A 12,519-nucleotide genomic window follows, 5' to 3' on the forward strand; every position below is an offset into this window, starting at 1 on the left:
GCTGGTGGGCGCCCGCCAATGGAGGCCGGCCGCTGTCTGTCGATGAAGGAATGTGGGCGAGATGCCTGAGTTCGTGTACACCGATCTGCTCCCCCAGGGAGAGGACACCACCCCCTACCGGCTGGTGACCGCCGAGGGTGTTTCCACCTTCGAGGCCGACGGGCGCACGTTCCTCAAGGTGGAGCCGGAGGCTCTGCGCAAGCTCGCCGCCGAGGCCATCCACGACATCCAGCACTATCTGCGGCCGGCGCACCTCGCCCAGCTGCGGCGCATCATCGACGACCCCGAGGCGTCGGGCAACGACAAGTTCGTCGCGCTGGACCTCCTGAAGAACGCGAACATCGCGGCCGCGGGCGTGCTGCCCATGTGCCAGGACACCGGCACGGCGATCGTCATGGGCAAACGCGGACAGAACGTGCTCACCGAGGGCGGCGACGAGGCCGCGCTGAGCCGCGGCATCTACGACGCCTACCTGAACCTCAACCTGCGGTACTCGCAGATGGCCCCGCTCACCATGTGGGACGAGAAGAACACCGGGTCGAACCTGCCGGCCCAGATCGAGCTGTACGCGACCGACGGCGGCGCCTACAAGTTCCTCTTCATGGCCAAGGGCGGCGGCTCGGCCAACAAGTCGTTCCTGTACCAGGAGACGAAGGCCGTCCTGAACGAGTCCTCCATGATGAAGTTCCTGGAGGAGAAGATCCGCTCCCTGGGGACCGCGGCCTGCCCGCCGTACCACCTGGCGATCGTCGTCGGCGGTACGAGCGCGGAGTACGCCCTGAAGACCGCGAAGTACGCCTCCGCGCACTACCTGGACGAGATCCCGGCCGAGGGCTCCGAGCTCGGGCACGGCTTCCGGGACAAGGAGCTGGAGGAGAAGGTCTTCGAGCTGACGCAGCGGATCGGGATCGGCGCGCAGTTCGGCGGCAAGTACTTCTGCCACGACGTGCGCGTGGTGCGGCTGCCGCGGCACGGGGCGTCCTGCCCGGTCGCCATCGCCGTCTCCTGCTCCGCCGACCGGCAGGCCGTCGCGAAGATCACCGCGGAGGGCGTCTTCCTGGAGCAGCTGGAGACGGACCCGGCGCGGTTCCTCCCCGAGACGACGGAGGAGCACCTCGACGAGTCGTCGGACGTCGTCCGCATCGACCTGAACCAGCCGATGGACGACATCCTCGCCGAGCTCACCAAGTTCCCGGTGAAGACCCGGCTGTCCCTCTCCGGGCCTCTCGTCGTGGCGCGGGACATCGCGCACGCCAAGATCAAGGAGCGGCTGGACGCGGGCGAGGAGATGCCGCAGTACCTGAAGGACCACCCCGTGTACTACGCGGGGCCGGCCAAGACCCCCGAGGGGTACGCGTCCGGGTCGTTCGGGCCCACCACGGCCGGGCGGATGGACTCGTACGTGGAGCAGTTCCAGGCGGCGGGCGGTTCCAAGGTGATGCTGGCCAAGGGGAACCGGTCCGCGCAGGTCACCAATGCCTGTGACGCGCACGGTGGTTTCTATCTCGGCTCCATCGGGGGCCCCGCCGCGCGGCTCGCGCAGGACTGCATCAAGAAGGTCGAGGTCGTCGAGTACGAGGAGCTCGGGATGGAGGCCGTGTGGAAGATCGAGGTGGAGGACTTCCCGGCGTTCATCGTCGTCGACGACAAGGGCAACGACTTCTTCAAGGACCCGGCGCCGGCGCCGACGTTCACGTCGATTCCCGTGCGGGGGCCTGGGCTGGGTTAGCCGGTTCGTCGCGACAAGCTTTTTTCGCCCCCGCCGCCCCTACCCATTCCCGTCACTACTCGGGGGCTCCGCCCCCGAACCCCCGCTCCTCAAACGCCGGAGGGGCTGAAGATTTCGCGGCCCGGGCCGACAACTTCAGCCCGTCCGGCGTTTGAGGACGAGGCCGTTCAGGCCGAAAGGGGGGTCTGGGGGCGCAGCCCCCGGGGGACGGGAATGGGTAGGGGCGGCGGGGGCGCTGTATGTCTCATGAGCGACTACCGGATCGAACACGACTCCATGGGTGAAGTCCGCGTCCCCGCGGACGCGAAATGGCGGGCGCAGACCCAGCGTGCCGTCGAGAACTTCCCCATCTCCGGGCAGCGGATCGAGCGGGCGCACATCGAGGCCCTCGCCAGGATCAAGGCGGCCGCGGCAAAGGTGAACGCCGGGCTCGGGGTGCTCGACAAGGACGTCTCGGAGGCCATCCAGGAGGCGGCCGCGGAGGTCGTGGACGGGAAGTGGGACGAGCACTTCCCGGTGGACGTTTTTCAGACAGGCTCCGGCACCTCGTCCAACATGAACACGAACGAGGTCATCGCCACACTGGCGACGGAACGGCTCGGCAGGGACGTACATCCGAACGACCATGTGAACGCCTCGCAGTCCAGCAACGACGTCTTCCCCTCGTCCATCCACATCGCCGCGACCGCCGCCGTCACCCGCGATCTCGTCCCCGCCCTGGAGCACCTCGCGGACGCGCTCACCCGCAAGTCCGAGGAGTTCGCCGACGTCGTGAAGTCCGGGCGTACTCATCTGATGGACGCGACGCCGGTGACGCTCGGGCAGGAGTTCGGCGGGTACTCCGCCCAGGTGCGGTACGGGATCGAGCGGCTTCAGGCCTCCCTGCCGCGGCTCGCCGAGCTTCCCCTCGGGGGAACCGCCGTGGGGACCGGGATCAATACCCCGCCCGGGTTCTCCGCCGCCGTGATCGCCGAGGTCGCACGGAGCACCGGGCTGCCGCTCACCGAGGCGCGCGACCACTTCGAGGCGCAGGGGGCGCGGGACGGGATCGTCGAGACCAGTGGGCAGCTCCGGACCATCGCTGTCGGGCTCACCAAGATCGCCAATGATCTGCGGTGGATGGCCTCCGGGCCCCGTACCGGTCTGGCCGAGATCAGCCTTCCCGACCTCCAGCCCGGTTCGTCGATCATGCCCGGCAAGGTGAATCCGGTCATTCCCGAGGCCGTACTGATGGTCGCCGCGCAGGTGACCGGGAACGACGCGACGATCGCCACCGCCGGGGCCTCCGGGAACTTCGAGCTCAACGTGATGCTGCCGGTCATCGCCAGGAACGTACTGGAGTCGGTCCGGCTCCTCGCGAACGTCTCGCGGCTGCTCGCCGACCGGACCGTCGACGGGATCACCGCCAACCGCGAGCGGGCCCGCGAGTACGCCGAGTCGTCGCCGTCGGTCGTGACACCGCTGAACAAGTACATCGGGTACGAGGAGGCCGCGAAGGTCGCCAAGAAGGCGCTCGCCGAGCGGAAGACCATCCGCGAGGTCGTCCTGGAGTCGGGCTACGTCGAGCGTGGCGACCTCACCCGGGAGCAGCTGGACGAGGCCCTGGATGTCCTGCGGATGACGCGCCCGTAACGGCATTCGGCCCGGCGCGCGAACCGTGACGCGCGCCGCAGCGTCGTATGCCATGGGCACCTAATATCTGTTCATGGCAGAGGGTGGAGCGGTGACACAAGTGGAAGCGGGCGGGTCGGCGGCGTACTGGAACCCCGGGAGTCAGATCCTGTGGCGTTACCGGGAGAACGCCGGCGAGCGCTTCCACATCGTGCGCCCCGTGACCGTCGTGCGGGACGACGAGGAGCTGCTCGCCGTGTGGCTGGCCCCCGGGACGGAGTGTGTGAAGCCCGTCCTCGCCGACGGCACGCCCGTGCACGTGGAGCCGCTGGAGTCCCGTTACACCAAGCCGAGGACCGTGCAGCGCGGCCACTGGTTCGGCACCGGTGTGCTGAAGCTGGCGCGGCCCGGTGAGCCGTGGTCGGTGTGGCTGTTCTGGGAGCCGGGCTGGCAGTTCAAGAACTGGTACGTCAACTTGGAGGAACCGCTGGCCAGATGGGCCGGCGGGGTGGACTCCGAGGACCACTTCCTCGACATCTCGGTGCACCCGGACCGGACTTGGGGCTGGCGCGACGAGGACGAGTTCGCGCAGGCCCAGCGGGACGGCCTGATGGACGAGGGGCTGGCCGCGCGGGTGCGGGAGGCCGGCCGGGCCGCGGTGGAGGTGATCCGCGCCTGGGGCCCGCCGTTGTCGGACGGCTGGCAGCACTGGCGCCCCGATCCGTCCTGGTCCGTACCGTCACTGCCGGACGACTGGGATCGTACGCCCGCGCACGTGTCCACGTGAGACCCTTGATGTGCCCCCGTGGTAGAACCGTAGGATCGTCCTCCGCAACGAACAGTCACGGTCGGTGCGCAGCACCGTCGTTGAGGAGTGGTGGTCGGGTGGCGGGCGGGCGCGAGGCGACAACTCCCGGAGCACACGCTGGGCTTGACCGAACGTCACCGAGGGGCGGCAGGACGTGAGCGAGGGGTACGAGGGCCACAGCGGTACGGTCAGGAGACGGCCGGACGGGCTGTTCCCGCCGGTGCCCGACGGTCACTCTTCTGAGAGGCTGTCTGACCACGCGGTGATTCCGTTCCTGGGGCACGCATTCCGGGTATCGGGATTTCTGCGGGACGAACTGCACGCACGGCGCGCAGCACCGGACGGATGGATTCGACACGCGTGACGGAGCACCCCACCTCCCACGAGCGCCGCCAGCCAAGCGCTGCCCGGCCCACCGCCCCCGCGGACCCCCGCGGGGCGCTTCTGCGTACCCCGGAGCCGCCGGCGCAGGGTTCCACCGGTTTACCCGCACAGGGACGGCCGGCCGAGGCCCCCGCCTCGCCCGGGATCCCGGGTGCGCCCGCTTGCGACGGCCAGGGCCCGACCGGCTCCCCCACGCCCTCGGGCGCCCTCGCCGCCGCCACGGGCACGCCCGCCGCGTCCGGGACCCCGGCCGGCAGCCAGGGCCCGCCCGCGCCCTCCGGCGGTCACGGCCCGACGGACGCTCCGACCGGCTCGGGATCCGAGCATTCCCAGCCGTCCGTGACCGAGCCCGACCCGCACCGGCCGCGGCCCGCGCCCGAGACCATCCCGGCCCAGTCGGGTGCCGAGGCGGCCGCGGTCCAGAGCGGCAAGGAGCGGCGTACGGGACAGGGGCCCGCGCCGGGCACCCCCATGCCCATGCGCCGGGACGGCGACCGGCTGCGCTTCGTGGGCGCCGCCACCCGGCGGATCGCCCGCGGCATCGACCTCGACGAGATCGTGATGGGCCTGTGCCGGGCCACCGTGCCGACCTTCTCGGACGCGATCCTCGTCTATCTGCGCGACCCGCTGCCCGTCGGCGACGAACGGCCCACCGGGCCCGTCGTACTGCGGCTGCGGCGCACCGACCGGATCCCCGAGGACCGGGACACCGAGGGCTTCCTGCTGCCCGCGCTCCAGCCCGAGCCCGACCTCGGGATCACCGCCGAGCTGTGCACCGTACGACCCGGTGGTGCCCTGAACGAGGTGCTGCGCGGAGTGCGGCCCGTCTTCGCGGACGCGCCCGCCGCTCGGGCCGCGCTGCCCGAGCTGATCGGCGAGGACCTGACCGTGCCCGGCGGCCAGCGGGCGATCCTCGCCCCGCTGCGCGGCCGCCGCCGCGTGATCGGCGCCGCGCTGTTCCTGCGCCGCCCGGACCGGCCGGCCTTCGAGACCGACGACCTGCTCGTGGCGGCACAGCTCGCCACGCACAGCGCGCTCGGCATCGACAAGGCCGTGCTGTACGGGCGTGAGGCGTACATCGCGGACGAGCTGCAGCGCACGATGCTGCCCGAGACGCTGCCCCGGCCGACCGGCGTGCGGCTGGCGTCCCGCTATCTGCCCGCCGCGGAGACGGCCCGGGTCGGCGGCGACTGGTACGACGCGATCCCGCTGCCCGGCAGCCGGGTCGCCCTCGTCGTCGGTGACGTCATGGGCCACTCCATGACCTCGGCGGCCATCATGGGCCAGCTGCGGACGACCGCGCAGACCCTCGCCGGGCTCGACCTGCCCCCGCAGGAGGTCCTGCACCACCTGGACGAGCAGGCCCAGCGCCTGGGCACCGACCGCATGGCGACCTGCCTGTACGCGGTGTACGACCCGGTCGCGCACCGCATCACCATCGCCAACGCGGGCCATCCCCCGCCCGTCCTGCTCCACCTGGGCGGCCGGGCCGAGGTCCTGCGCGTACCGCCGGGCGCCCCGATCGGCGTGGGCGGGGTGGACTTCGAGGCGGTAGAGCTGGACGCGCCGGCCGGTGCCACCCTGCTGCTCTACACCGACGGTCTGGTCGAGTCACGGCTGCGTGACGTGTGGACCGGTATAGAACAGCTGCGCGAGAAGCTCGCCGCCACCGCGCAGCTGACCGGCGCCGACCATCCGCCGCCCCTTGAGGCGCTGTGCGACGAGGTGCTCGACATGCTCGGCCCGGGCGACCGGGACGACGACATCGCGCTGCTCGCCGCCCGCTTCGACGGGATCGCGCCGAGCGATGTCGCGTTCTGGCACCTGGACCCCGAGGACGCGGCGCCCGGCCGGGCGCGACGGCTGGCCCGCAAGGCGCTCTCCCGCTGGGGCCTGGAGGAGCTCACGGACTCCCTCGAGCTGCTCGTCAGCGAGGTCGTGACGAACGCCGTGCGCTACACGTCACGGCCGGTCACGCTGCGTCTGCTCCGTACGGACGTGCTGCGCTGCGAGGTCGGTGACGACGTGCCGCAGTTGCCGCGGCTGCGGCAGGCGCGGGCCACGGACGAGGGCGGGCGCGGGCTCTACCTGGTGAACAAGCTGGCCAGGCGGTGGGGCGCGACCCGGCTCAGCACGGGCAAGGTGGTCTGGTTCGAGCTGAACCACGGCTGAGTCGAACCGTGGATCGGTCGAACCATGGACGAGTCCGACCACGGCCGAGTCGATCCCTGATCGGGGGGTACCCACGGGAGACGCCCCCCGGCAGCCCGGTGAGAACCGAACCGGAATTGGACCGCGTCCAAATGTTGCCGACATCCCGTCGGCGGAGTTGACTGCTGGGGTGGCCGAAGCGACCTGACGACTCTCTTCCTGACGGGAGGACGCTCGTGACGCAGACACCCCAGAAAGCTCCGTACACCACGAACAACGTCGGAATTCCGGTGGAGAGCGACGAACACTCGCTCACCGTCGGTCCCGACGGTCCGATCCTGCTCCAGGACCACTACCTCATCGAGAAGATGGCCCAGTTCAACCGGGAGCGGGTCCCCGAGCGGGTGGTACACGCCAAGGGCAGTGGCGCGTACGGATTCTTCGAAGTGACCAATGACGTCAGCCAGTTCACCAAGGCCGATCTGTTCCAGCCCGGGAAGCGCACGGAGATGCTGGCGCGCTTCTCGACCGTCGCCGGTGAGCAGGGCTCGCCCGACACCTGGCGCGACCCCCGCGGTTTCGCGCTCAAGTTCTACACCGAGCACGGCAATTACGATCTGGTGGGCAACAACACCCCCGTCTTCTTCGTCCGTGACACGATCAAGTTCCAGGACTTCATCCGCTCACAGAAGCGCCACCCGGCGACCGGGCTGCGCAGCAACGACATGCAGTGGGACTTCTGGACGCTCTCGCCGGAGTCGGCGCACCAGGTGACCTGGCTGATGGGCGACCGGGGCATCCCGAAGACGTACCGCCACATGAACGGCTACTCGTCCCACACCTACATGTGGATCAATGGCGCCGGTGAGCGGTTCTGGGTGAAGTACCACTTCAAGACCGACCAGGGCATCGACCACCTCACACAGGACGAGGCCGACGAGCTGGCCGGTTCGGACGCCGACAAGCACCGCCGTGATCTGTACGAGTCGATCGAGTCCGGGAACGCGCCGAGCTGGACGCTCAAGGTCCAGATCATGCCGTTCGAGGACGCGGCGGACTACCGCTTCAACCCGTTCGACCTGACGAAGGTCTGGCCGCACGGCGACTACCCGCTGATCGACGTCGGCCGGATGACCCTCGACAGGAACCCCGAGGACTACTTCATCCACATCGAGCAGGCCGCCTTCGAGCCGTCCAACCTGGTGCCGGGCATCGGCCCCTCGCCGGACAAGATGCTGCTGGGCCGGCTGTTCTCGTACCCGGACACCCACCGGTACCGGATCGGCCCCAACTACGCGCAACTGCCGCCCAACCGGTCGCACGCTCCCGTCAACTCGTACGCCAAGGACGGCCCCATGCGGTACGAGCCGTCCAACGCGGCCCGTCCGTACGCGCCCAACTCCTACGGCGGGCCCGCGGCCGACTACGGGCAGTTCGGCGACCCGGCGAGCTGGCAGACCGCCGGGGAGCTGGTGCGCGAGGCGTACAAGCTGCACCGGGAGGACGACGACTGGGGGCAGGCCGGGACGATGGTCCGGCAGGTCCTCGACGACGCCGCCCGCGACCGGCTCGTGTCGAACGTCAGCGGGCATCTGAAGGCCGATGTGTCCCGGCCCGTGCTGGAGCGTGCGCTGCAGTACTGGCGGAACATCGACAAGGAGATCGGTGACCGGATCGCTCACTCGGTCAACGGGGACTGAGCGGTATCGGTTAGCGGGGGCTGAGCGGCGATTCTGTGATGCCGGTGGGGAGCTGCGGGCCGATTGGGGCTGGTCGCGCAGTTCCCCGCGCCCCTCAAAGGGCGCGGGGAACTGATCGTTACGGATCCGACTGTGGGTCGTCCGGGTCCGTCGGTAGTTCTATGCCGTCCGGTGGCGACGGGGCGCTCGTGGTCGGCGTCGGAGGTTCGTCGCTCTCGGTCGGGGTCTCCTCGGGAGAGCTCTCCACCGGAGGACTGGTCGTCGGCGGCTTCGTCGTCGGGTCCTCGGTGCTCGGCTCGTCGGACGGGGTCGCCGGCGGCTGAGTGGCCGTCGGCGTGATCGTCGGCTGGACGGCCGCACCCTGGTCGGTGTCCAGGTCGAACTTGGAGACACCGCCCATCGCGCCGAAGGTGTACGTCGCCCATATCTGGGCCGGGAAGCCACCGCCGTTGACCCGGCCGCCGCCGGCCGCGCCCTGCAGCGTGACCTGGCTGAACGCCTTGACCTTCACCGGCTTGTCCTTGCCGCACCGGGTCGTGCCCGCCTTGGCCGCCTCGCCGAAGACACCCACCGAGGTGACGAGCTTGGGCGTGTAGCCGGTGAACCAGGCCGACTTGTTGCAGTCGGACGTACCGGTCTTGCCCGCGACCTGCTGGCCGTCACGGGCCGGGTTGTCGCGTACGGACGTCTTGGCCGTACCGTCGTCGACCACGCCGGTCAGCACCGAGGTGACCGTGTCGGCGGCCTCGCGGCTGATGACCTGGTCGCCGATCGGGTCCGGGAGCTTGACCACGCGGTCCTTGTGCTCGACCGACTTGATGAGCGCCGGGGTGATCTTCCTGCCGTGGTTGTCGAGCGTCGCGTAGACGCCCGCCATCTCCAGCGGGCTCGCGCCCATCGTGCCGAGGGTCTGGGCGGGCACCGACTTGGCGCCCTCGACGTCCATGCCGAGGTCGCCCGCGGTCTTCATGACCTGGTCCATGCCGACGTCGACGCCCAGCTGGGCGAAGACGGAGTTGATGGACTTGTTCATCGCGGTCTGGACGGTGACGTCCCCGTAGTCGACGTCGTCCTCGTTCGGCGGGGCGAAGCCGACCTTCCTGCCGTCGTCGACGACCGGACGCTTGCTGGTGCCGTCGTAGATCGTCTTCGCCGTGACCGGGGTGCCGTCCTGCGTCTCGGCGTCCTTGTCGACGGCCGCGGCCAGGATCAGCGGCTTGAAGGTGGAGGCGGGCTGGTAGTCGCGGCGCGTCGCGTTGTTCGTGTAGTGCTTCACGTAGTCCACGCCGCCGTACATCGCGACGACCTTGCCGGTCTTCGGGTCCACGGACACGGCACCGGCCTGGACGTCGGCGTCGATGTCCCGCTTCTTGGCGTCCAGCTTGCTCGTCAGTTGGCTCTTGACGGCCTTCTCCAGCTGGTCCTGCTTCTTCTTGTCGACGTTCAGGGTGATGGTCCAGCCGCCGGCCTTGACCATGGTCTCGGCCTCGTCCATGTCGGCGGCCGTGCCCTGTGCGACGAGCTGCTTCTTCAACGAGGTGTCGGCGGCCTCCACCAGGTAGCCGGCCTGGCCCTGCAGACCGGGGGCGCCCTTGGGGTCCTTCGGCACCGGGAACTTCATGCCGTCGCGCTTGGCGGAGCTGAGCCAGCCCTCCTCCACCATGTTGTCCAGGACGTAGTTCCAGCGGGCGGTGACCAGCTTCTTGCTGGTGGGACTCGCGACCGCCCAGTCGTACTGGCTGGGCGCCTGGAGCAGAGCGGCGAGATACGCGCCCTGCTCGACCGAGAGGTCGTTCGCGTCGACGCGGTAGTAGGCCTGCGCCGCGGCCTGGATGCCCCACGCGTTGCGGCCGTAGTAGCTGGTGTTGATGTAGCCCGCGAGGATGTCGTCCTTGGACTCCTGGCGGTCCACCTTCAGGGAGATGACCAGTTCCTTCAGCTTGCGCGTGACGGTCTGGTCCTGCGTCAGGTAGTAGTTCTTGACGTACTGCTGGGTGATCGTCGAACCACCCTGCTTGCCCTTGCCGGAGAGGGTGTTGAGCAGACCGCGGGCCGTGCCCTTGAAGTCGACGCCGGCGTCCTCGTAGAAGGACTTGTTCTCGGCGGCGACGAAGGTCATCCGGACGCCCTTGGAGACCTGGTCCAGGTCGACGAGCTCGCGGTTGACGTCGCCGTCGCGGGCGAGCGTGTCGCCGTTGCTGTACTTGTAGATGTTGCTCTGCTGGACCGCGGCGGCGTTGCCCTTGGGAACGTCGATCATCAGGTACAGAGCGACGAAGGCCGCCATCCCGAGCAGACAGAGGCCGAAGAACGTACCGAGGAGCTTCCTCCAGGTGAGGAAGCGACGTATGCCACTTTTCGCACCGGCCTTGGCGCCGGTCCCGGCACCACCCCTGGCGCCGGCTCTGGACGAGCGCTTCGGCGCGGCACGGTGGCCACCGCCGCGCTGCCGCGCTCGTCTCTCTTCCGCTCGTCCCATGGGCCCGATCCGCTCCGCTTCCGTCTCTCGTGTCTCACAGGTTCACCGCTCAGGTCAGCTCAGCAAACTAACACCGCGCGTGGGGACATAGGACGGTCGATCCCGTCTTTTGCGGACGTGACAATCAGCACCTGTCACCACCTGTCCCTATGGAACCGACGATTCGGATGCGTAGAAGGTTGCCGTGGCGGGTAAAGTGATATCACTTAGTAAGCATGAAGCTAGGAGCTCGCAAAACGAGCCGTAGCACTACGAAACGCCGCACCACGAAACGGGGGATCACCCATGTCCACACACGACACTCCACACACCGCCGACGTACCCGAGATGCCCGCACCGCGCGTCCGGGAGTCCGTCGCGCACAGCATCGGCGGCGGACTCGCGCTGCTGCTCGGGCTCGTCGGACTGCTGGCGGGCGCCGGGATGATCGTCGGCGCCACCGCGGTGGACTCCACCGGCGGCAAGGCCGCGCTGATCGTGTCCGGCATCCTCATCGGCCTGGCGGCATTCGTCGCCATGTGCGGTCTGAACATGGTGGCGCCGGGCGAGGCCCGCGTCGTCCAGCTCTTCGGCCGCTACCGGGGGACGATCCGCGAGGACGGCCTGCGCTGGGTGAACCCGCTGACGTCCCGTACGAAGATCTCGACGCGGGTACGCAACCACGAGACGGCCGTTCTCAAGGTCAACGACGCCTACGGCAACCCGATCGAGCTGGCCGCGGTCGTGGTCTGGAAGGTCGAGGACACCGCTCAGGCGAGCTTCGAGGTGGACGACTTCCTGGAGTTCGTCGCCACCCAGACCGAGGCTGCGGTGCGGCACATCGCCATCGAGTACCCGTACGACGCCCATGACGAGGACGGTCTGTCGCTGCGGGGCAACGCGGAGGAGATCACCGAGAAGCTCGCCGTCGAACTGCACGCGCGCGTGGAGGCCGCGGGCGTCCAGATCATCGAGTCCCGCTTCACGCATCTCGCGTACGCTCCCGAGATCGCCTCGGCGATGCTCCAGCGGCAGCAGGCGGGTGCGGTCGTCGCCGCGCGGCGGCAGATCGTGGACGGTGCGGTCGGGATGGTCGAGGACGCGCTCGCCCGGATCACCGAGCGGGACATCGTCGAGCTGGACTCCGAGCGGAAGGCGGCGATGGTGTCGAACCTGTTGGTGGTCCTGTGCGGCGACCGCGCCCCGCAGCCCGTCCTCAACACGGGGTCCCTCTACCAGTGACCTCACCTTCCGAGGGGGCTTCCCCCCAGCGGCGGCCGCAGCAGCAGCGCAAGCAGGTGCTGTTGCGGCTGGATCCGCTCGTGTACGAGGCGCTCGCGCGGTGGGCCGGCGACGAGCTGCGCTCCGCCAACGCGCAGATCGAGTTCCTGCTCCGGAGGGCCCTGGCGGAGACGGGTCGCCTGCCGGGCGGGGCCGGACCGATACCTCGCCGGGGCCGGCCTCCCCTTTCCGGGGAGCCCGAGGAGTAGGTACGGCTTGGGGACAGCGGGTTCGTGGCGAGAGGCGCGGGTCCGGTGGGGGCTTGTCGCGCAGTTCCCCGCGCCCCTAGGTGCCTAGGGGCGCGGGGAACTGCGCAGTCTTTGGGGGTTCGGGGGCGGAGCCGCTGAGAAGGGGACGCCCCACCCGCCACCCCAGTGACAGAACCGTGACAATCGAG

At 69.5% G+C, this 12,519-nt stretch carries 8 protein-coding genes; 7 read left to right on the top strand and 1 reads right to left on the bottom strand.

Features of this window, described 5'->3' with window-relative positions; translation table 11 throughout:
• The first annotated feature begins 61 nt into the window (after positions 1-61).
• From JEQ17_RS17290 to JEQ17_RS17310, 5 genes are all read left to right on the top strand, one after another.
• On the top strand, positions 62-1,729 hold the full coding sequence (locus JEQ17_RS17290) for a fumarate hydratase (RefSeq protein WP_200396083.1): 1,668 nt from the start codon (positions 62-64) through the stop codon (positions 1,727-1,729).
• Between the two features lie 246 nt (positions 1,730-1,975).
• Positions 1,976-3,361: a class II fumarate hydratase gene (locus tag JEQ17_RS17295; RefSeq protein ID WP_200396084.1), complete on the top strand. Its 1,386-nt coding sequence runs from the start codon at positions 1,976-1,978 to the stop codon at positions 3,359-3,361.
• Positions 3,362-3,434: 73 nt separating this feature from the next.
• Positions 3,435-4,127 (top strand): cytidylyl-2-hydroxypropylphosphonate hydrolase, encoded by a 693-nt coding sequence (gene fomD, locus JEQ17_RS17300; protein ID WP_200396085.1) that lies wholly within the window; start codon positions 3,435-3,437, stop codon positions 4,125-4,127.
• A 381-nt stretch (positions 4,128-4,508) separates the two neighbouring features.
• Positions 4,509-6,704, top strand: coding sequence for an ATP-binding SpoIIE family protein phosphatase (locus tag JEQ17_RS17305; protein WP_200396086.1), 2,196 nt, complete (start codon positions 4,509-4,511; stop codon positions 6,702-6,704).
• Positions 6,705-6,919: 215 nt separating this feature from the next.
• Positions 6,920-8,383: a catalase gene (locus tag JEQ17_RS17310; protein WP_200396087.1), complete on the top strand. Its 1,464-nt coding sequence runs from the start codon at positions 6,920-6,922 to the stop codon at positions 8,381-8,383.
• A 118-nt stretch (positions 8,384-8,501) separates the two neighbouring features.
• On the opposite strand, the gene JEQ17_RS17315 is transcribed toward JEQ17_RS17310, so the two are convergent.
• Entirely contained in the window at positions 8,502-10,862 is a 2,361-nt protein-coding gene (locus JEQ17_RS17315; protein ID WP_200396088.1) for a transglycosylase domain-containing protein, read from the bottom strand.
• 285 nt (positions 10,863-11,147) lie between these two features.
• On the opposite strand from JEQ17_RS17315, the gene JEQ17_RS17320 reads away from it, so the two are divergent.
• Positions 11,148-12,083, top strand: a complete 936-nt coding sequence (locus JEQ17_RS17320; RefSeq protein ID WP_200396089.1) for an SPFH domain-containing protein — start codon at positions 11,148-11,150, stop codon at positions 12,081-12,083.
• Positions 12,080-12,331, top strand: coding sequence for a hypothetical protein (locus tag JEQ17_RS17325; protein WP_200396090.1), 252 nt, complete (start codon positions 12,080-12,082; stop codon positions 12,329-12,331). Before JEQ17_RS17320 ends, JEQ17_RS17325 begins: the two co-directional genes overlap by 4 nt.
• The last annotated feature ends 188 nt before the right edge of the window (positions 12,332-12,519 follow it).

This window comes from Streptomyces liliifuscus, assembly GCF_016598615.1.
GTDB lineage: Bacteria > Actinomycetota > Actinomycetes > Streptomycetales > Streptomycetaceae > Streptomyces > Streptomyces liliifuscus.

What these genes read in the sequence shown, in the direction of transcription:
- JEQ17_RS17290 (WP_200396083.1), top strand. Translation starts at nt 62, where the DNA reads ATGCCTGAGTTCGTGTACACCGATCTGCTCCCCCAGGGAGAGGACACC.
- JEQ17_RS17295 (WP_200396084.1), top strand. Translation starts at nt 1,976, where the DNA reads ATGAGCGACTACCGGATCGAACACGACTCCATGGGTGAAGTCCGCGTC.
- fomD (WP_200396085.1), top strand. Translation starts at nt 3,435, where the DNA reads ATGGCAGAGGGTGGAGCGGTGACACAAGTGGAAGCGGGCGGGTCGGCG.
- JEQ17_RS17315 (WP_200396088.1), bottom strand. Translation starts at nt 10,862, where the DNA reads ATGGGACGAGCGGAAGAGAGACGAGCGCGGCAGCGCGGCGGTGGCCAC.
- JEQ17_RS17320 (WP_200396089.1), top strand. Translation starts at nt 11,148, where the DNA reads ATGTCCACACACGACACTCCACACACCGCCGACGTACCCGAGATGCCC.